We start from the raw sequence: 20,532 nt of genomic DNA on the forward strand, positions 1-20,532 counted from the left end.
TGTGAATCCGGAAAAATTTAACAACCCCTCATTACAGTCGATACATTTGGCCGCCCCATTCCTTTACCATGGTGGCGCTGAAAAACAGTTTCGATATCTGATCGAGGCGTTAGTCCAGTCGGGCACTTCACCGACAATCCACATACTCTCCTCAAGGTCAATTCGCGGCATCGATGACAATGAGTTTGACAATAAAATACTCTCCCGATGCACGATCATATATCACAAAAACGACGTTTTGAATTTTAATAGGAATCCCGCCTCCTGGATTAAGGCTTTATTTAAGTTATTTCTAGGCCTTAAGAACGCTAATACTGTTTATTTTTATACGGCATACTTTCTGCCGATCATTCCAATTCTAAAATTATTTGGAAAACGAGTTATATTTTCTGAGAGAATATTGTCTGAAAGAACAATAAGACGCCTGAGCCTCTATAAGATTGCAAAACTTGCCGATAATTTTGTGGTAAATGGCGATAGTTTGAAGGATTTTTTTGAAGGGAATGGATTCAAAAATATTACTTTAATTAGAAATCGCGTGGAACCTATAAAGTGGAATTCTGACTTATCCCCTAGAAGAAATTTTGCAATTCTGAGCCGATATGATCCGTATAAAAATATCGCAATGCCCATTATGGCATTATCGAAAAATTCGAAATGGACCATAAACGTATATGGAGAGGGCGGCGGAATTTACTATGATGAGTTATCAAAAATCGCTGAAAAATCTAAATGCAGCGTCTCGTTAAACGGCCAAACATTAGTAAATGAAATTTATAATGGTAATTATTTAATAGTCCACCCATCACTTGCCGAAGGAACACCTAACGTCCTTCTTGAGGCGATGATTTCCCGGAAGCCGATTATTGCGTCTTCTATTCGGGAGAACAAGGACACCGGCATTCACGCCGAATGCCTGTTTGATCCAAGCAATCCAGATGCATTTTCAGAGTTTATCGAAAACGCCGTAAGCTTGGATGCTGAGAGCTGGGAGGTCAGGCTGGATCACAATGAGCGAATGGCTAAAGCCAGATATTCCCAGCTCCAGTTCCAGAAAGCTATTGACGCCCTGTTCTTTCCTCCGAGAGGAGTAAATTAATCTTGGCGATCAAAGGCCTTAATACAATTTCAGGAGTGTGTACTGCCTGAAGATACCGGGCGCCGGCCTCCGCGAGACGTCTGCATTCGGCCTTCTCACGAGAGAGTCTTATGATCGCGCCTGCAGCGTCGCGAGGCGCATCGGCCAATAACACATCTGCCCCAGGGCGCGCTTCCAGCCCTTCCAATGCCATGGAATTGACGACCGCGGGCAGCCCCAGCGCCATGTATTCGAGAATTTTGGTTTGAACGCCGGCACCCGTCCTCAACATGCACACACCGCATATGCCGCTCTTGGCAGCCTCAGCGACACTAGCTACGCGCCCAGTCACGGCAACACCCGGCAGCGCAGCAAGTTTTTCCAGATTCTCGGATGGGCCAGCGCCAATAACTTTAAATGTAAGCGGATAGGCCTGCCTAACTAAGGGTAAAACCTCTTTGGCAAAGTACATAGCCGCATCCATGTTCTGAACGGTATGCATATTTCCTATAAAGATTATATCTGACCCGTCGCGATCATATTCAAATAACGACTTATCAAAGTTAAATGCACATGTATAAACGCCGATATCACCATTACTGATCCAATCAGCATCAACTCTTGATATAAGCGATATATGAGAAAATTTTGAGGTAGTCTTTAATTCGTATTCCCGAAGCCTTTTTGCTTCTATAGAAAAAACCCTTTCCTTAAAACCAACCTTCTTGGTTTTACTTTTTATACGAGTATAATTAAGAGATATTGCATCAGTCATCTCGAGTATTTTTATGGGATGATCAATATTTTCAATGTACTGTCCCGCCCTAATTAAATGAGCTAAAATGACATCATGCTCTTCTGACAGTTGACGGACCCGCCGATCGAAAGCTTTGGAACGATAATAAGCGTTTTGCAATGGCACACTGGTAGGCAGAGCAATCGCGGCCTGAAGGACCGAGCGCCAGCGCGGCAGATAGTATCGTTCAACACGGCTGAAAAGCCCGTCCGGCACCTCCGCAGACATTTCTTCCTTAGATTCACAAAGCGAAAGAAGCGTGACTTCAAAATTACGAGCAAGTTGTTGCGCCATCAGTCCAATACGAACCTTATCCCCCCCTATCATCGGGAAAGGGAAACGCGGCGTGATGAGGAGTAAACTAGGAACTTGCATCACAGAGCCACCTCTTTTGCGGCCAGCAGCAGATGGGCAACCTGAAGCAGGTCTCGCTCTTGCAACGGACGGAATGCGCGTTCGTGTGCGCGTCCCGCCTCTTGCCAAAGCAGCCGCCGGTCAGGATTAAGCGCGAGCTCGAGAACGCGCGCCCGCAATTCGCTTCCCCGCCGTGGATCAAAATAGCTGGCACCCTTTCCACACACTTCGGTCGTGGAGGTACTTGACGAGCAGATCACAGGGGCCCCATGCGCCATAGCCTCCAATGGCGGATAGCCGAACCCTTCATTAAGCGTGGGATAGACGAAGCAATAACTGGAAGCATACAAACCGGCCAAATCAGACACGCTCACGTACGGAAGGCCTACGATGTTCGAGGCGTCCACCTGAGGTAATAGTGTCGGCAAGCCTCCACTTACCGCGATCTTAAAACCTGCAAATATACTAGGATGTTCGGAAAACAAAGATGTAAGATCTCGAAGAGCTCTATAGGAATTTTTTTCCCAACGCGCGCCCGAAACCAGCAAGATATACTTCCGAGGATCGAGCCCGAGTTCAATAACTCTCTTATCAGCATCTGACGGCGTCTCCAGGGTCTGCACGGCGCTAGGCGGACAATAGCATGTGACCCTACTAACAGATGAATTTCTACCCAATATGTCATAGAGAACCGACGAACTATGATAGGATGACGAAATAATGTTTATACGACCGGCCTTTACATTCAACAACTTGTGCAATTCGGCTAGCCGCACCCGCTTATAATGTTCCGTCAAAAGAGATTTCCCAATCCATTTCAGAATCCCTGAAAACGTCGGCCTATAAAGGTACTCGTATATATCTGATGGCAATTCAATGGATCTTAGTCCGTGAAGAGCAAGAGTTATATCGGTCGTACCAAAGTCAGTTGAATGGAAATGGTACGGCACTCCAGAAAAGAAGTGTTCATATCCTAGTTCTCGAGCAATAGCACCGGCATCCTCAAAAGACGAACCGCGAAGAATTTTAATCCCAGCTTGATCCGTCAGTAGGCTTACTTCGGGATCCTCCGGCCAGTCATCACGAACGAACCCACCGATGTCCTGATGAGCGCCCATGTGGAGGATTGCGCGGAGAACGGCTTTTGCATATTCCGCACCTCCATGTCGTGAGCCTTTGGGGTGCTGGGTCGCGCTCAAGTCGAATAGAAGTGACGTCATTGTGTAGCATGTCGTTTCGAAGAGAATCCGATAGCGCATATGTTTCGTGTAAAATGCTTCTCGAAACGGCGTCCGCAAATCGCATAAAGTACTGAATGGAGAGCATGCTCAACAACCAAGCGCAACTTTCCGGAGAGAGAGGCCGCGCGAACAGGCTCCACACGCACGTCAATGAAACCCGTCAAATTTAGTGACTGCAGCAGCGTGTTCGACGAATACAGGCGATAGTGCGTCAAATCAGCAAACAGGGAATGCATCCCAATCAGGCTCGCCGCATTTGGTACGCGGCAAAAGAACCAACCTCCAGGCTTTAACGCATGCTGAGCAGCAGAAAGAAAATCGAGCGTAATCTCCAGCGTTGGTAAATGCTCAACCACATCGTTGCAGATTATTGCATCGAACTGGTTTGGATTTTCCAGCAAATAGGTGAGACCATCCGCTTTCTTGAATGAGCAATCTGGAAAGAGCTTTTTGGCCTGCTCAATCTGCGTGACAGAGCTATCGACGCCCGTCGCTACAATCCCAGGCTTTTTACTGAGCCAGGCGGTCACAGCGCCCGTCCCCGTGCCGAGATCCAGTACGGTCTGTCCCATTGGCTGTCCCAGCAGATGATCGAACATCAATGAAAGTTCGGCCGATAATTTGGGTGTCAGCGAAACGCCGTCGATTGAGGCGTTAATCTGGCTATAATGTTCAAGATAGTCAGACTGAAGTCGTTCACGCCAGTGGTTCAAGGCTCCGCCTCCATCTCCTGTAAAATCCATATGCGACCATCCCGTTCAGCAGGGAAATGAGCGCTGCTATCAAAATTGCGCCCGATATACCCATCGCCGGGATCAGCTTGAAGCTCAATATCGCCGACAGAAGTGTTACAACGCCATAGCCTAGGGCGAACCCTCGGAATTGCCCAGTCGCCGTCGCAAGGTTGCCAACACAGGCGCTTAGATAAGCAACTATTGCGAAAGCCATCATTTGCGAGAAAAAAATGTCGTTCTGCGCGAATTCAGGTCCGTATATGAACAGTATGAGCCACGGTCCAAAGGCAAGCGCAGCTATCAGACCGATAGCACCTATCGCACCGCTAAATCCGGCCAACAACCAGAACAGAATTCTGCTTTGCTTCCAATCGTGCGCGCGCAAGGCGTTTGCGAGCGATGGTAATATAGCTTGATTTATGGCCGTAACTGCTAAATTGCCTATCGCCACGAATACGGCAAAGGCCGAAAAGATTCCTAAACTCGCTCGCCCTCCCGCCATTTCCAGAGCGTAGCGTGGAATATTGGGTTGGAGAATCACGAGAGCGTGACCGAAACCTAGTGGCAGCGCCCGCCTAACAAGTTCTCTCATTGGCTTAACGGATATGCGGGCGTTCAAAAGCGCACGGACTCTGACGCCCGCCGCTTTTGCCCCTCTCGGCAAATCATGAAGGATGACCATCAGGAATGCCCCCGTACTGGCAAACAGCAATGCAAGGACGACCTCGTGAAACACGAAGACGCCTAGGACGAAGCCTGCCGTGCAAGCCAAAGAGCGGAGGAAAGACGAACTGGCGATACCCGAGAGATTACCCACCTTGTTCAGGGGCGCGTTGCAAGCGTCGGCGGCTCCTTCAGACGCTCGCAGGAGCGCTGCCGCTACCAATATCCAGCCAACATCTCCCGCAACGTAGGTGCTCCAGAGCGCCGTGAGCGCAATAGCGACAAGGAAAACACCATAAAGGAAAATACGTGTGTGGATGAGAACGATAAAATCATCGGGCGCCCCTTTGTCCACAACATAAACATGCCGGGTTGCCAGATTAGCGAGCGCCTGTAGAGGCGCGGTGATAGCGAGCGCGAGTGCAAGCGTTCCCAGACCCTCCGCTCCGAATTGGCGGGCAACCACAACTGTGAGGAACCATTGGCTTGCAGCGTATGCGCCATTCCCGGCAGCAATAAGCGCGGCACCCGCCGTCATTTTCTTCAGCATCGCCCACCCGCAACCTCAGTTAGGCTGGATCGCTGCCTTTGCGCGCAAAGGACAACCGCACTCCCAAACGCCCAAAAAAACCAATTGTGCAAATAGACGAGACTTCCAAATTGCAATGTGCTTGCGATACTAAAGGCTAACCAAAGCTGGCCAATCTGGACCGCCGGCGAGAAATCCGCCCGTTTCAAACCAAGCCAAATCAAAAAAATAAATACAATGAACGGTGTGGCACCAATTATCCCATTTTCAGCCAAAATTCTTCCCAAAAGATTTCGAGGGTCACCCGTGCCATTTACCACATCAGCGACGATCTGATCGTTTTGCCAGGGCGCCTTGCCAAGCGCACTCAAATAACGAGGAAAATAATCGTCGTACTGACCATTACCGACGCCAAATAACGGATGATCCATAAAAATCTGAAAGGAAATCAAAGGATAATTTACCCGTATAAACACAGATTCGTCGAGTTGGGCCAAAGAAACTAAATCTGTCGCTGGTAGGTTAGCGACCTTCTGAAGGCGCGTGAGGTAGTAAGGCGCATCTGGAGCTTGCGATGCGGCGAGAAGCGAAGGGACACCGATGCCTACGAGGCCTATTGTCACCGCACTTCCGATAAGAACCGGTTTCCAGCGAACGCGCTCGGGAAACAATATCGAAAAGACAACGCCTGTTGCAGCAAGCGTCAAATAAGTCTCCACCGAGAATGTGAGAATGATAAGGATTACGGCCAGACCCGCAAACAAAGCATCGAAAAATGTTCGCCTCACCCACCACGCCAATGCGAGGACAAGTGCCGTTGGAATAAATATGCGCCCAGCCCAAGCAGCCTCAGAAGTAGTCAATTGAACACGAGGAGATATCTCACCGTTCATTGCATACATGATAACATCGCGTAAGGAAGAAGGAAACGGACCGTACAAAACTAGAATTTCGAAAAATCCCAACGCGAGCAAAATCAACGCAGTCTTGTGAATCAAAAAAACAATTTTACTTGATTGATAAGAAATTACAGCATTTCTGAAACAGAAAAATGACAAAACTCCAATGGCCAGCAAACTATTTTCAAACGCAACATCACTCCAGTCGCCGTTGTTTAAGCCCCCTAAACCAACTGATATGCAAACACTGATCAAAAAAAACAAAATAAGACTCAAATCCTCTTTGAGGAGAGAAATGTTCTTCTCCCGAAAAAAATATATTAAAATCAGAAAAGACGGCAGAACAAGAAACAAAACGCTTAGGGGTCGATAACTTGATGGAAATATAGGAACGCTAATAAATGGCATAGTCAAAATAGCCAGCAAAACCAGCTTCTGAGAAAAACCAATATTTCTCTCGCCCTGCCCCAAGATTTAATTGACCGCTTCTAAGGCGTGACCAGAATTAGACCCTTTTGGCAAAATCCATATGATTCCGATACTTAAAAAAATTCCTATCGAAATCCCAAAAAAAATGTAGACGAGAATTTTAGGCGAAGATGGATTTTCCGGTATAAATGCCGGATCAATAGTTATAAGGGCAAATTCCGGCTCGCCTTTCGCGAGAAGTAATTTCCGCTCTTCGACCTGAATAAGGTGCACAAGCAAACTTCTACGTTCTACACCGAGATCTGTGTCCAATCGCTCGGATAAATAGGCCAGCTTTCGCTCCGCCGAAAGCACTGCCACCCTTCGCGAATGCGTATTCAACCTCTCTACAAGGGCTGTAGCCATTTCGGCGGCACCGTTCGCATTAGGCCACTCGATCCGAAGATGCACCAAGCCCGTTAGGCGATCGACCTCGACCTCCATGATCTTACTTTGAAAGCGCTCGGCAGCCTTCAATCGGGATGGAACGACCTTCACAAATCGGCCGTAATTCGAAGCCTCTCCTACAAGGCGGCGTTCAGCCAGGAACGCCCCAAGAAACGCCCGCGAATTCAAGATTGCGAGGTGCTGGCTTAGCGTGTCGGTGCTGGAAGAGATGGGAAGCAAGTCCAAGGCGCCCAACGTACTCGACAAACCACTTGCATTATCAATAGAGTTGAGCTCCGGATTTACTCGTAGAATAATTTCAGTACGATATGCGGGCGTTACAGATAAAAAAGTAGCAATCGCTGCAGATAATGAAACAATTACAATTAAAAAAATAATTTTTTTTCGACGAAAAACAGCCGACAACAGATGATCAAAACGAACAGGTTCTCCAAAATATTCCGCACTGTTCATATTCATCACACTCTATCCATCTAGCATTTCCGAGTATACGAAATTTATATTCCATCATGCCGTTTGCCGGTTGCTAAACCTAAGTCGCTAACAATATGGCAGCTTCCCCAGCTCAAGATACGTAATGTAGTTTTCCACGACCTATTGAAACGTAATCTATTCCAGCCGCCGCCATTTCGCCATCTCTGTACACATTGCGCAAGTCGATGATCGTTGCTATTCTGAGCAGTCCCCTCACCCGCTTCAAATCGAGCGCCCGGAACTCGTTCCATTCCGTCAGCAACACCGCCGCATCTGCCCCCTCCAGCGCTTCATATGCATTGCCGCCCATCTCGACGCCGGGTAGCAAGGAAGCCGCCGCTTTCATCCCTTCCGGATCGAACGCCTTCACCTTGGCGCCCGCCGCCTGAAGCACCGGGATGATAACAAGGCTTGGTGCATCGCGCATGTCGTCAGTGTTGGGTTTGAACGTGAGCCCGAGAATGCCGATGGTCTTGCCGGCCACCGATCCGCCGCAGGCGGCGATGATGCGGTCGGCCATCGCGCGCTTGCGTTCGTCGTTCACCTTTACAGTCGCCGCGACGATCTGGAGCGCAACAGCGTTGTCCTCGGCGGTTTTCAGGAGCGCGAGCGTGTCCTTGGGAAAGCAGGAGCCGCCGTAGCCCGGCCCCGGATGCAGGAACTTCGCGCCGATGCGCTTGTCGAGCCCGATGCCCTTCGCGACGCCCTGCACGTCGGCGCCCACCTTTTCGCAGAGGTCGGCGATCTCGTTGATGAAGCTGATCTTCACGGCGAGGAAGGCGTTCGCTGCGTATTTGATGACTTCGGCAGTCGCCCGCTCGGTGAACAGGATTGGCACTTCGCGCAAGGATAGCGGGCGGTATATCGCCTTCAGCACGTCGCGCGCCTGATCGTCGGCAACGCCGCAGACAACGCGGTCCGGGCGCATGAAATCCTCGATCGCTGAGCCCTCGCGCAGGAATTCTGGGTTCGACGCGACGCTGATCGCCTTTCCGGGCGCCACTTCGCGCGCGATGCGCTCCACTTCCTCCGCCGTTCCCACCGGGACCGTCGACTTGTTGACGATGACGCAGCTATCGGGTGCTGCCTCCGCGATCTGGCGCGCTGCTGCATAGACATACGTAAGGTCAGCGTGCCCGTCCCCACGGCGGCTGGGTGTGCCGACCGCGATGAATACCGCGTCGGCATCCTTCACGCCCTCGACAAGATCAATCGTGAACGTCAGGCGCCCCGCTTTGGCGTTGCGCGCGACGAGATCATCGAGACCGGGCTCGAAAATCGGGATCTCGCCCGCCTTCAGCCTCTCGATGACCGCGGCGTTGAGATCCACGCACGTGACACTGTGGCCGAACTCGGAAAAACAGGCACCGGAAACGAGGCCAACATAGCCTGTCCCGATCATCGCAATACGCATTCATTGGCCCCTGAGTTGCGGACGCTCCAGCGGGTTAGCCTGCGTCGTCTTGAAAAGCAAAGCCGCCGTTACGGCTCGGCGCATGTTCAGCCCGTGTGGCCGAACCGCACCGGGTTTGGGCCGCGCTGCTTTTCATCGATGATGAGGCTGCTGTTCGCGGGCGGGCGGGCGCGCTGGCGGCAGTGCGGGCGTTCGCACAGTTCGCAGCCGAGGCCGATCGGTGTCGCCTCACTGCCGCCGAGATCGAGCCCGCGCGCGTAGACGAGGCTGTGCGCGTGCCGCGCTTCACAGCCGAGCGCGATCGCGTACTCGGGGCGGACGCCGCCGTAGGGCTGTGCATACGCGCGCACGGTGCGGGCGATCGACACGTACTTCGTGCCGTCCTCCATCTCGACGAGCTGGCGCAGGATCTGCCCTGGCCGCTCGAACGCCTTGTGCAGCGTCCAAAGCGGGCAGTTGCCGCCATGGCGCGAGAACGGAAAGCCTCCTGCCGAGAACCGCTTGGAGATGTTGCCGGCGCGGTCGACGCGGACGAGAAAGAAGGGGATACCGCGCGCGCCGGGGCGCTGCAGCGTGGTCAGCCGGTGCGCCACCTGCTCCAGTCCGGCGCTGAACCGCGCCTGCAGAAGGTCGAGATCATAGCCCGTCGTCTCGCAGGCCGTGTGGAAGCGGCCGTAGGGCATCATCAGCGCAGCGGCGAAATAATTGGCGAGGTTCTGCACGAGCAGCCGCTCGGACGCCGCATCAGGCATCCCGGCGCGCGCGACGATCGCGTCGATCTCTCCGCGACTTTCGGAAAGCGCAAGCTGGTAGGCCGCCTGAAAGCTGCGCGAGGCCGGGTCGAGCAGCTCCGAAAGCTGGAGCTGGCGACCGTGGAGATCGAGGCGGCGGAGCAGTTCGGGCATCACCTCGGCGGGCAGGATGCGCACGGTGAGGCCGTGGCGCGCGCGCAGGCGATCGCTCACGGCCGCGAAGAAATCCGGTGCGGCGAGGCGCAGTTCGTCCGCCAGAGATTCAGCGCGGGTTTCGAGTTCCGGGAAATGGTTGCGGCGGTCCTGAATGAACGCGCGCACGAGCTCGAGCGGCCCGTCCCCTTGCGGCGCTTCGGCGCCCGCACCGTTGCTGCGCGCGTCGCGGAGTGCGCTTCGCAGCCGCACGATTGCCTGTGCGATGCCGGGTGAAGCCGCGACGAATTCCTGCACTTCGGCGCGGCCGACATCGAGGCCCTTCAGCAGCGGGTCGGCGAGCGCTTCGGCGACGTCGAGCGCGAGGCGGTCGTCGTCGGCGCCGGTGAGCTGACGGAGATCGAGATTATACTGATGCGACAGCTTGAGCAGGAACTGTGCGGTCAGCGGGCGCTGGTTGCGTTCGATGAGATTCAGATAGGAAATCGAGACGCCGAGCTCCTCGGCCATGCGCGTTTGCGTGAGACCGAGCTGGCTGCGCAAACGGCGCACACGGGGGCCGGCGAAGAGCTTTCCCCGCGGTTCGGCGGTGTCGATTGCAACGCTGGCCATTTGTATGTCTCTTTTACTTTTTTACATTTGAAACACGAAATTTACAGACAATTACACACGTTTTTTACATGATCCCCTTGAAGCGAGTACGAGAAACGAGACAAGGCATCAATAGCAGATTTGCAAGGCACTGCGATTCGGAAGGTCCGATTGGAAGCCCCGTTTCCGCACTGCAATGTAAAAAGACTGTGAATGGTTAACACGGAGTCATACACGATGAGTGCCCAGCCGACCTTCGAATCGCTGATCCCTTCAGCCCCCGCCGGCCGCTTCGACGGCATCAAGCGCCCCTACACGCCCGCCGATGTGGAGCGTCTGCGCGGCTCGTTCCCGATCGCCTACACGCTCGCCGAGCGCGGCGCGAACAAGCTGTGGGAGCTGCTGAAGACCGAGCCCTACATCAATTCGCTGGGCGCGCTTTCGGGCAACCAGGCGATGCAGATGGTGCGCGCCGGCCTGAAGGCCATCTACCTTTCGGGCTGGCAGGTCGCCGCCGACGCCAACACGGCGGGCGCGATGTACCCCGACCAGTCGCTCTACCCCGCGAACGCCGGCCCTGAGCTTGCCCGCAAGATCAACAACGCGCTGATGCGCGCCGACCAGATCGAGCATTCCGAAGGTGGCGCCAAGCGCGACTGGTTCGCGCCGATCGTCGCCGACGCCGAGGCCGGCTTCGGCGGGCCGCTGAACTGCTTCGAGATCATGAAGGCGTACATCGCGGCGGGCGCCTCGGGCGTTCACTACGAAGACCAGCTCGCCTCCGAAAAGAAGTGCGGCCACCTTGGCGGCAAGGTGCTGATCCCGACGCAGGCGCACATCCGCAACCTCGACGCCGCGCGCCTCGCCGCCGACGTCTGCGGCGTGCCGACCGTGATCTGCGCCCGTACGGACGCGGAGAGCGCCAAGCTCATCACCAGCGACATCGACGAGCGCGACCGCGAGTTCCTGACCGGCGAGCGTACCCCCGAAGGCTTCTTCCGCCTGAAGGACGGCACCGGTGTGGACCACTGCATCAAGCGCGGCCTCGCCTTCGCCGAGCACGCCGACCTCCTGTGGTGGGAAACCTCGGTTCCCAACCTCGACGACGCCCGCCGCTTCGCCGAAGCGATCAAGAAGGCGTTCCCGAACAAGATGCTGGCGTACAACTGCTCGCCGAGCTTCAACTGGGAAAAGAACCTCGATAAGGACACCATCGCCAAGTACCAGCGCGAGCTGGGCGCCATGGGCTACAAGTACCAGTTCGTGACGCTGGCGGGCTTCCACCAACTGAACTACGGCATGTACGAGCTGGCGCGCGGCTACAAGGATCGCGGCATGGCGGCGTATTCTGAACTGCAGCAGGCCGAGTTCGCCGCGGAAGCCAACGGCTACACCGCGACGCGCCACCAGCGCGAAGTCGGCACCGGCTATTTCGACATGGTCGCCACGACGCTCGCGGGCGGCGAAAGCTCGACCACGGCGCTCGCCGAATCGACCGAAGCCGATCAGTTCAAGAAGGACGCGGCGTAAGCCGCACCTGATCAGCTTACCTGATCACCGGGGAGGGTGACGAGGCGCCCGTCGGAACAAACCGGCGGGCGCTTCTTTTTGCGTGTCGCGTATCCGTCACAAAGGCGGTGCAAGGATGTGGGTCAGACCCAACGCCGGAGCCAGCGATGACCCGATTCAACCCGAAGCCGCAGGATGCGCCGTGGCTGACCCCCTATCTCGTGCTCACCGACTGGGCGGACAATCGCCGTTACTACGAGAAGGTGTTCGGCTTCGAGCTGGGGCTGGTGATTGACGGCCCCGGCCATATGCCGATCCACGCCGAGTTCCGCTACAAGGGGCAGCTGCTCTTCATGTGTGCGCCCGAAGGCACCGGCGGCAGCCCAATCCGCAGCCCGCGCTCCGAAGCGCTTGATCATTCGCCGGTCAGCTTCTGCGTCTATGTCGACGATGTCGATGCCTTCACCAACCAGGCGCTGGAAGCCGGCGGCATCATGGCCGAGGAGCCCGCCGACCAATTCTATGGCGAGCGCCGCGTCACCTTCATCGACCCGTCCGGCTACACGTGGATGTTCATGTCAAACATCAAGGCGATGAGCGACGACGAGATCCGCGCCGCCGCTTCAGCAATGGCCGACTAGCGCCGCGCGCATTTCTTCGTCGGCCGGGAAGAGCGTTTCCAGCGACAGTTCAGCGAGCGTCACATCGGCGGGCGTACCGAAGTTCGTGATCGTGCAGGCCGCGGCCGTGCTGGTGTTCGCCGTGCTTCAGGCAAAAGCCCTCAGACGGACGGCGGCTCTCCAGACGGCGTAGCGCCGCCGCCCACCGGCGGCACGCGCTTTTCCACCGGCGGCTGCGCTGCACTCGGCCGCCGGACCAGCATGATCGCCGCGAACAGGATGGCGACGCCCGTGGCGGCCATCGGCGTCAAGACTTCCGCGAACCAGACATAGCCGAACACCGCGGCGAACACGGGTTGGATCAGGAGCCCCACGCCGCTGGCGACTGGCTGCAGGTGCGGCAACGCGTAAACGATGAGCCCCTGCCCGATCACCTGGCTACCGAGCGCGAGCAGGATCACCGGCACCCAGTCCTGTGGCCAGAACGCGCCCGGCGCCAGCAGCGCGAGCGGGAGCATGAACAGCGCACCCACCAGCGTTACAGGTGCAAGCGTCGCCATCGCCGAAAGACCGTCCCGCGCCCGGTCGATGACGACGAGATAGGCCGTGTAGAAGATCGCCGCGACGAAGCAGAGCAGATCGCCGAGAAGATGATCGGCGGACAGGCTCGCCGACTGGCCCATCAGAAGCCCGATCCCGATTGCCGCCATCACCAGTGCCAATGCGGCCATCGGCGTCGGCCAGCGGCGCATGACGAAATAGCCCCAGATGGGGAACAGGAAGGCCGCGCTGTTCGCGATGATCGTGGCATTCGCGAGCACCGTGTAGCCGATGCCGAGATGCCAGGCGACGAGGTCGGCCGCGAAGAAGAAGCCGGCAAGGATCAGCCAAGGCACACTCCGCCGGGGCGGTAGCAGCGGCGCCTGCCGGTCCGCAACGCGGGCGAGCCCGTAGAGCAGCGGCACGGCAAGGGCGAGCCGCCAGAATGCCGACTGAACCACCCCCACGTCGGCAAGGCGTACGAGCAGCGGCCCCGCCGACAGCATTGCACTGCCTGTCAGAAACAGGGGGAAGGCGAAGCGGGGAGTTTTCATTGGCGCGGCAATACCTAAACTTGTTTGTCGTCGCCATACCGCGTTCCCAAGTTACGCTGTGGAATGACAAAAGCAGGAAGGTTCGTGATGCCGACACTCTTCGACCCCGTTCAGTTCGGCGCCATCAGCGCCGACAACCGCATTCTGATGGCCCCGCTCACCCGCGCGCGCGCAGACCGCGACGGCGTCCCGCAAGCCTTCGTGAAGGACTACTACGCCCAGCGTTCAGGCGCGGGCCTCATCATCGCCGAAGCGACGGGCATTTCGCGGCAGGGCCTTGGCTGGCCGAACGCGCCGGGCATCTGGTCGGAAGCGCAGATCGAAGCCTGGAAGCCGGTGACCGCAGCGGTACATGCGGCAGGCAGCAAGATCGTGAGCCAACTCTGGCACATGGGCCGCCTCGTACACCCGTCGGTGAGCGGCATGGAATCGGTTTCATCAAGTGCGATCCAGGCGCCGCACTATGCCCACACCTATGAAGGCAAGAAGGACTATGTCGTCCCGCACGTCCTGACGAAGGACGAGATCGCGGGAATCGTTTCCGATTATGCCGCCGCTGCCCGCAACGCGATCCGCGCCGGGTTCGACGGTATCCAGCTCCACGCCGCGAACGGCTATCTGATCGACCAGTTCCTGCGCGACAATTCCAACACCCGCGAGGACGAATATGGCGGCAGCCCGGAGAACCGCACGCGCTTCCTGAACGAGGTGCTGGATGCCGTGATCGCGGAAATCGGCGCCGACCGCACGGCGATCCGCTTCTCGCCGAACGGCGAGACGCAGGGCACCGACGACAGCGACCCCGCGACGCTGTTCGACATCGTCGCGCGCCAGCTTGCCGGGCGGGGTCTCGCCTTCGTCGAACTCCGCGAGCAGCGCCCCGAAGGCACGTTCGGAAAATCGGACGTGCCGCTCGTATCGCCGTCATTCCGGAAGCTCTACGATGGTCCGTTGGTGCTGAACAACGACATCACGCCCGCGATGGCGGCGGAGATGGTCGAGAGCGGCAAGGCTGACGCCGTCGCCTTCGGTCGTCCGTTCATCGCGAACCCCGACCTGCCGCTACGCATCAAGGACGGGCACCCACTCGCGACCGAAGACTACAAGCTCTGGTACACGAACGGCACCGAGGGCTACACCGACTATCCGACGTGGGAACAGGCGCAGGCCGCAGCCTGACACGAGAGCGCCCCCTCCCCTGAAGGAGGGGGCAGCCCTTACAGCTTGGGCGCGATCACCATCAGCATCTGGCGGCCTTCGAGCTTCGGATGCTGCTCGACCTTGGCGTATTCGGCCGCATCCAGCTGCACGCGCTCCAGCAGCTTCATGCCGAGCTGAAGGTGCGACATCTCGCGGCCGCGGAACCGCAGCGTCATCTTGACCTTGTCGCCCTCCTCAATGAAGCGCTGAACCGCCTTCATCTTGGTTTCGTAGTCGTGGTCGTCGATGTTCGGACGCATCTTGATCTCCTTGATCTCCTGCGTCTTCTGGTTCTTGCGGGCAGCGTTCGCCTTTTTCTGCGCCTCGTACTTGTACTTGCCGACGTCGAGGAACTTGGCGACGGGCGGATCGGCATTCGGCGAGACCTCGACGAGATCAAGGCCCACCTCGGCTGCCGCTTCAATCGCTTCTGCTGTGAGCATCACACCGAGGTTTTCACCTTCGTGATCGATGACACGGACTTTCGGGGACTGGATGAACTCGTTGTAGCGAGGGCCCGAAAAGTTTTGCGGCACCGGAGGGCGCCGAGTCAGAGGCGGTCGAATAGCAGTCTCTCCATAACAATTGGCGAAAATCGAAGGCGCCTATGTAGTCGCTCCCCGCGCTTTCGAAAAGAGCGCCGTTGCAACAGGCGTGCGGAAAAATTTCGGCCCGTTTTAAGGAAAAAGAGAATGCCGCCGTGGCAAGGGGCAGCCATGCAGTCGAGCATACGCCTTCAGACATCGTCCGATCCAGATGTCGCCGTACCGTGGCCCACGATCGCGGCAGCATTCCTCATTGCGGGCGTTATGGCGGCAATGCTTGCGCTGAACTGGCACGGATTCCGGGGCGGCGGCGGCGATGATTGGCAGTATCTAGACGCTGCCCGCTGCCTCCGGGGCAATTTGCTGTGCCTTCCCGAAACGCACTGGGCAGCGCGCTATGCGATCGTCAGCCCGCTGGCCGCGACAACGGCGCTTTTCGGAGAGAGCCATCTCGCGGTTGGGCTGCCCTCGCTTCTGGCCACCTCCGTGGTGCTGATCACCCTCTTCCTGTCCGTGAGGCGTATAACCGTCCTGCCTGCCACCCTTATCGCCTGCTTGATGCTTGTTCTCACGCCTGTCTTTGTGGACCGGGCAGTGCGGCCGAACGCCGACATGGCAGAGCTTGGCTGGAGCGTACTCAGTGCCGGGCTGCTATTGCTTTCGCGGGGGGAGCGGGGGCCGCTCCTGGTTGCAAGCGGGCTATGCGCGGGCCTCGCGTTCGGCGCACGCGCGACGGCAGCCGCACCTATTGCCCTTATTATCGCGGGGTGGGCTTTCGCGGCATGGCGCCACCGGCCTTGGCGCAATTTTGTCGAATGGGGACTAGCGGCGGCGATTCCCATTCTCGCCGAGGCCGCTTTCCATGGCGTCTTTCACGGCGATCCGCTGCTGCGATGGGCGCTGGAACTCAACCATACCGCGATCCCGTCGGCAGCGCTCGCCGCAGAGCATCGCGGCGCCTTCCCCTTCTTCAATCCCGCACTGATCGCGGCATGGCCGGTTCGGTTCGGACCGGACATCCACTGGACCGTCAACGGTCTCGTCAGTCTCTTCTTTTCACCCTCCATCGCGCTCACGCTGGTCATTTCGATCGGCAGTCAGCTTCTGGTCCGCCTCGTTCGGGCGCCGGTCCCGCGCTGGACGCCGCTGCTTTTCGCAGGTGCCTTCGGTCATTTCGTCATTCTCGTCTACGGTCTCGGGATCGACCCGACGCCGCGCATGTTCCTGCCGGGTATCACACTTTTGTGCGTGGCAGCGGGTATCAACATCGCCGCACTGTGCGCGCGCCTCCCGGTCCTTACCGCCGGGGCAATCCTCGCTCCGCTTTTTCTGCTCTTCCTGGCGCGCGCAGCCTCCGTCCAATACGCCGCGCTCGACCTGCTCGCGCTTGATCGCGCTGCAACGCGGATGATTGCCGATGCTCAGCAACCGCTTGCGGGCGGCATCAGCACACTTCGAATGCTGGCGCTTAACACTGCCGCGCAAACGCTCCCGTACGCCTCCCCGGACAGCCCGTCCGTTCTCGTACTGGCACCGCGGGGGTGTGCTGTGCAGGCGCAAAACATGGCATCACCCGAGACCATTGCAACAGTGCTGAGCGGCACGTCACTGCGGAAATCGGATCCTCCGCTTGTCGCATGGATGCGCGAACGCCGGATCCTGCTGACGCCGCAGGCGCCTACCGCCCTCTGCATCATCGGGCGGGCGCCGCGTGGCGGCTAGCGCAAATCGGGCGGCGTCGCCTCGGCCTGCAGCCATGCTATCGCCTCGGCGAGCGGCATGACCTTCTGGCGCTCTTCGCCCAGCGTGCGAACGGCGACCGTGCCTTCCTCCGCCTCGCGCTTGCCGACGACGAGGAGGTGCGGGACCTTCGCAAGGCTGTGCTCGCGGACCTTGTAGTTGATCTTCTCGTTGCGCGCGTCCGCCTCTGCGCGGAGGCCGGCGGCGCGGAGCTTTTCGACCACGTCGTGGGCATAGCCATCCGCGTCCGAGACAATGGTCGCGACCACCGCCTGCACGGGCGCGAGCCACAGCGGGAAGCGGCCGGCGTGATGCTCGATGAGGATGCCGATGAAGCGCTCGAACGATCCAAGGATCGCGCGGTGCAGCATGATCGGGCGGTGGCGTTCGCCGTCCTCGCCCACGTAGCTCGCGTCGAGCCGGTCTGGAAGCACGGTGTCGGTCTGGATCGTGCCGACCTGCCAGGTGCGGCCGATGGCGTCCGTCAGGTGAAACTCCAGCTTCGGTGCGTAGAAGGCGCCCTCGCCCGGGAGTTCCTCCCAGCCGAACTCCGCCGTGTTGCGCCCAGTGGCGGCGACAGCGTCGCGCATGGACTGCTCAGACCAGTCCCACATCTCCTCGCTGCCGAAGCGCTTTTCAGGGCGGAGCGCGAGCTTGATCGCGTATTTGTCGAAGCCGAGATCCTTGTAGACCGTGTCGAGCAGGTCAACGAACTTCGCGACCTCACTGACAAGCTGGTCGGCGCGCACGAAGATATGCGCGTCGTCCTGCGTGAACTGGCGCACGCGCATGATGCCGTGCAGCGCGCCGTGCGGCTCGTTCCGGTGGCAGCAGCCGAACTCCGCCATGCGGATGGGAAGGTCGCGGTAGCTCTTGATGCCCTGCCGGAAGATCAGCACGTGCGCCGGGCAGTTCATCGGCTTCAGCGCCATCCAGTCCGCGTCCTGCGAGATCACCGGGCCTTCGTCCTCGGTGTTCGGCACCTCGTCGGGGATGACGAACATGTTCTCGCGGTACTTGCCCCAGTGGCCGGACTGCTCCCACTGGCGCGCGTCCATGATCTGAGGGGTTTTCACCTCTTCATAGCCGCCCGCATCAAGGCGGCGGCGCATGTACGCCTCCAGCTGCCGCCAGATGAGATAGCCCTTCGGATGCCAGAAGACGCTGCCGTGCGCCTCCTGCTGCAGGTGGAACAGGTCCATCTCCTGCCCCAGCTTGCGGTGATCGCGCTTGCCGGCTTCCTCCAGCATGTGGAGGTGGGCGTCGAGCTGCTTCTTGTTGAGCCACGCGGTGCCATAGATGCGAGATAGCATCGCGTTCTTCTGATCGCCGCGCCAATAGGCGCCCGAAACGCGGGTGAGCTTAAACGCCTGCGGATCGAGCTTGCCGGTGGAGGCGAGGTGCGGTCCCCGGCACATGTCGAACCACTTGTCGCCCGACCAGTAGACGCTGATCTCGTCGCCCGCGGGCAGCTCTGCCGCCCACTGCGCCTTGAACGTCTCGCCCATTTCATTCCAGCGCGCGATCAGCGCGTCGCGGTCCCAAACCTCGCGGCGCAGCGGCTGGTCGGCGCGGATGATGCGGCGCATCTCCTCCTCGATCGTCGGCAGGTCTTCCTCGGTGAACGGGCGCACCGGCGCGAGGTCGTAGTAGAAGCCATCCTCGGTCGCCGGACCGAAGGTGATCTGCGTGCCCGGGAACAGGTTCTGCACCGCCTCGGCGAGGATGTGTGCGAAATCGTGGCGCACGAGTTCGAGCGCGTCCGCCTCGTCCTTCACCGTCACCAGCGCAAGCGCGGCGTCGCGCTCGATGGGCCGTTCGAGGTCGATCACCTCACCGTCCACCTTCGCCGCAAGAGCCGCCTTCGCCAGCCCCGGGCCGATCGAACGCGCCACGTCGCCGCCCGTCGTGCCGCGCGGCATCTCGCGCACGGAACCATCGGGCAGGGTAAGGCGGATCATTTCGGACATGGCTGTTTCTGGACTTTGCGTGAGTGAATGACGCGGGGCTTATGCCTTTTCACAGGCGATGCTGGCAACAGGCGCTTTGCGGCGTGGCCCGGCGCGGAGTCACTTGTCACACGTTGATAATAAGCGCAGCATATCAAGTATTTCCGAATACGGGGGATTGTATTCATGGACGAGACGACTCCGGTTGATATGAAAACCGGTGAATTTGCCGATGGCGTTACTTTCCACGGCCGCTGGCAGGAATTCCTGCCGATTGCGCTCACCAACCTGCTGCTCATCATCGTCACGCTCGGAATCTACCGATTCTGGGCGAAGACGCGCGAGCGTAAATATCTGTGGAGCCGCACGCAGTTCATCGACGAACGGCTCGAATGGGCGGGCACCGGAAAAGAGATGTTTATCGGCTTCCTGATCGTGATGGCGATCTTTCTGCCGATCCTGCTGTTCTTCCAATTCGGCCTGCAGGCGTTGATCCTGCGCGGTCAGGGCGCGCTCGCGTCCATCCTCGCCCTCGGCCTCTATCTGGCGATCTTCTATCTGGCAGGCCTCGCCCTGTTCCGCGCCCTCCGCTACCGGCTGAGCCGCACCTACTGGCACGGCATCCGCGGCGGCAGTGATGACGGCGGCTGGAGCTATGCCGGTTCGGCCATGCTGAAATACATCATCGGGTTCATAACGTTCGGCCTCCTCGTCCCGTGGGCGATGGTGAAGCTGTGGCGGGAGCGCTGGGGCAAGATGAGCTTCGGCCCCCATGCCTTCGAAACCGGCGATGGACCTGCCGTGCAGGGCCTAATGGGGCGCTATCTGCTCATCTATGCCACACCCGTTCTGTGGGGGATTCTCGTCTTCGCGCTCGGTATGGGCACGATCTTCACGGCAGGCACAAATCCCGATCCGCGGGTTATGGCGGGCATGATGGGAACGTTCTTCCTTGCGGTGATCGGCTTTTACGCCCTCTTCTCGCTCGTCAGCCTCGCCTACTATGCCGTGTTCATGCGCAAGGTGGTGGGGGAAATGACGCTCGGGAACCTCAGCTTTGCGTTCAATGCGCGCACGATGGACTGGGTGAAGCTGATCCTCGGCAACATCGCGCTCGTGGTGTTCACGCTCGGCTTCGGCATCATGTACCTCGGCTACCGGCACTGGTCGTTCTATGTTCGGCACCTCGAAGTGCAGGGCGAGGTCGACCTTGCGGCGCTTACGCAGTCCACCACGCGCATCAGAAGCGATGCGGAAGGCCTTGCGGACGCGTTCGACATCGGGGCAATCTGACGCCGGATGACGAACGCTTGGTTGTATG

General features: G+C 58.1%; 17 protein-coding genes. 6 read left to right on the plus strand and 11 right to left on the minus strand.

Going from position 1 to position 20,532, the window contains the following annotated elements:
* Position 1 precedes the first annotated feature (1 nt).
* Positions 2-1,099, plus strand: coding sequence for a glycosyltransferase family 4 protein (locus AAC014_RS05855; RefSeq protein WP_339705454.1), 1,098 nt, complete (start codon positions 2-4; stop codon positions 1,097-1,099).
* Here the strand turns inward: AAC014_RS05855 and AAC014_RS05860 are convergent.
* The 8 genes from AAC014_RS05860 to AAC014_RS05895 form a co-directional block, all read right to left on the minus strand.
* Positions 1,059-2,249 (minus strand): glycosyltransferase, encoded by a 1,191-nt coding sequence (locus AAC014_RS05860; protein ID WP_339706567.1) that lies wholly within the window; start codon positions 2,247-2,249, stop codon positions 1,059-1,061. The two genes, AAC014_RS05855 and AAC014_RS05860, sit on opposite strands and share 41 nt — an antisense overlap.
* Positions 2,249-3,448, minus strand: a complete 1,200-nt coding sequence (locus AAC014_RS05865; protein ID WP_339705457.1) for a glycosyltransferase — start codon at positions 3,446-3,448, stop codon at positions 2,249-2,251. Before AAC014_RS05865 ends, AAC014_RS05860 begins: the two co-directional genes overlap by 1 nt.
* Positions 3,445-4,182, minus strand: coding sequence for a methyltransferase domain-containing protein (locus AAC014_RS05870; protein WP_339705460.1), 738 nt, complete (start codon positions 4,180-4,182; stop codon positions 3,445-3,447). Before AAC014_RS05870 ends, AAC014_RS05865 begins: the two co-directional genes overlap by 4 nt.
* Positions 4,166-5,416, minus strand: a complete 1,251-nt coding sequence (locus AAC014_RS05875) for a hypothetical protein (RefSeq protein WP_339705463.1) — start codon at positions 5,414-5,416, stop codon at positions 4,166-4,168. Before AAC014_RS05875 ends, AAC014_RS05870 begins: the two co-directional genes overlap by 17 nt.
* Positions 5,410-6,765: an O-antigen ligase family protein gene (locus tag AAC014_RS05880; RefSeq protein ID WP_339705466.1), complete on the minus strand. Its 1,356-nt coding sequence runs from the start codon at positions 6,763-6,765 to the stop codon at positions 5,410-5,412. The genes AAC014_RS05875 and AAC014_RS05880 overlap by 7 nt, the downstream gene beginning before the upstream one ends.
* Before the next feature lie 3 nt (positions 6,766-6,768).
* The gene (locus tag AAC014_RS05885; protein WP_339705469.1) at positions 6,769-7,629 is read right to left on the minus strand and encodes a Wzz/FepE/Etk N-terminal domain-containing protein; all 861 of its coding nucleotides are present in this window, start codon (positions 7,627-7,629) and stop codon (positions 6,769-6,771) included.
* A 106-nt stretch (positions 7,630-7,735) separates the two neighbouring features.
* The gene (locus tag AAC014_RS05890; protein ID WP_339705472.1) at positions 7,736-9,058 is read right to left on the minus strand and encodes a UDP-glucose/GDP-mannose dehydrogenase family protein; all 1,323 of its coding nucleotides are present in this window, start codon (positions 9,056-9,058) and stop codon (positions 7,736-7,738) included.
* A gap of 86 nt (positions 9,059-9,144) precedes the next feature.
* On the minus strand, positions 9,145-10,575 hold the full coding sequence (locus tag AAC014_RS05895) for a short-chain fatty acyl-CoA regulator family protein (RefSeq protein WP_339705475.1): 1,431 nt from the start codon (positions 10,573-10,575) through the stop codon (positions 9,145-9,147).
* A 216-nt stretch (positions 10,576-10,791) separates the two neighbouring features.
* Between AAC014_RS05895 and aceA the strand changes: the two genes are divergently transcribed.
* Positions 10,792-12,084: an isocitrate lyase gene (aceA, locus tag AAC014_RS05900; protein ID WP_121049608.1), complete on the plus strand. Its 1,293-nt coding sequence runs from the start codon at positions 10,792-10,794 to the stop codon at positions 12,082-12,084.
* Between the two features lie 146 nt (positions 12,085-12,230).
* Positions 12,231-12,704, plus strand: a complete 474-nt coding sequence (locus AAC014_RS05905; RefSeq protein ID WP_339705485.1) for a VOC family protein — start codon at positions 12,231-12,233, stop codon at positions 12,702-12,704.
* Positions 12,705-12,844: 140 nt separating this feature from the next.
* Here AAC014_RS05905 and AAC014_RS05910 read toward each other — a convergent pair whose 3' ends face one another.
* Entirely contained in the window at positions 12,845-13,777 is a 933-nt protein-coding gene (locus tag AAC014_RS05910; protein WP_339705488.1) for a DMT family transporter, read from the minus strand.
* 87 nt (positions 13,778-13,864) lie between these two features.
* Between AAC014_RS05910 and AAC014_RS05915 the strand changes: the two genes are divergently transcribed.
* Positions 13,865-14,956, plus strand: coding sequence for an alkene reductase (locus AAC014_RS05915; RefSeq protein WP_339705491.1), 1,092 nt, complete (start codon positions 13,865-13,867; stop codon positions 14,954-14,956).
* Positions 14,957-14,994: 38 nt separating this feature from the next.
* Here the strand turns inward: AAC014_RS05915 and infC are convergent, their stop codons facing one another.
* Complete coding sequence (infC, locus tag AAC014_RS05920) at positions 14,995-15,513, minus strand: translation initiation factor IF-3 (RefSeq protein ID WP_293783614.1); 519 nt, start codon at positions 15,511-15,513, stop codon at positions 14,995-14,997.
* Positions 15,514-15,693: 180 nt separating this feature from the next.
* Here infC and AAC014_RS05925 point away from each other — a divergent pair, with 180 nt between their 5' ends.
* The gene (locus tag AAC014_RS05925; protein ID WP_339705496.1) at positions 15,694-17,244 is read left to right on the plus strand and encodes a glycosyltransferase family 39 protein; all 1,551 of its coding nucleotides are present in this window, start codon (positions 15,694-15,696) and stop codon (positions 17,242-17,244) included.
* On the opposite strand, the gene thrS is transcribed toward AAC014_RS05925, so the two are convergent.
* Positions 17,241-19,232 (minus strand): threonine--tRNA ligase, encoded by a 1,992-nt coding sequence (gene thrS / locus AAC014_RS05930; protein ID WP_339705499.1) that lies wholly within the window; start codon positions 19,230-19,232, stop codon positions 17,241-17,243. The genes AAC014_RS05925 and thrS overlap by 4 nt on opposite strands.
* Before the next feature lie 165 nt (positions 19,233-19,397).
* Here thrS and AAC014_RS05935 point away from each other — a divergent pair, with 165 nt between their 5' ends.
* Entirely contained in the window at positions 19,398-20,504 is a 1,107-nt protein-coding gene (locus AAC014_RS05935; protein ID WP_339705502.1) for a YjgN family protein, read from the plus strand.
* Positions 20,505-20,532 lie beyond the last annotated feature (28 nt).

Source organism: uncultured Sphingosinicella sp., assembly GCF_963974575.1.
GTDB lineage: Bacteria > Pseudomonadota > Alphaproteobacteria > Sphingomonadales > Sphingomonadaceae > Sphingosinicella.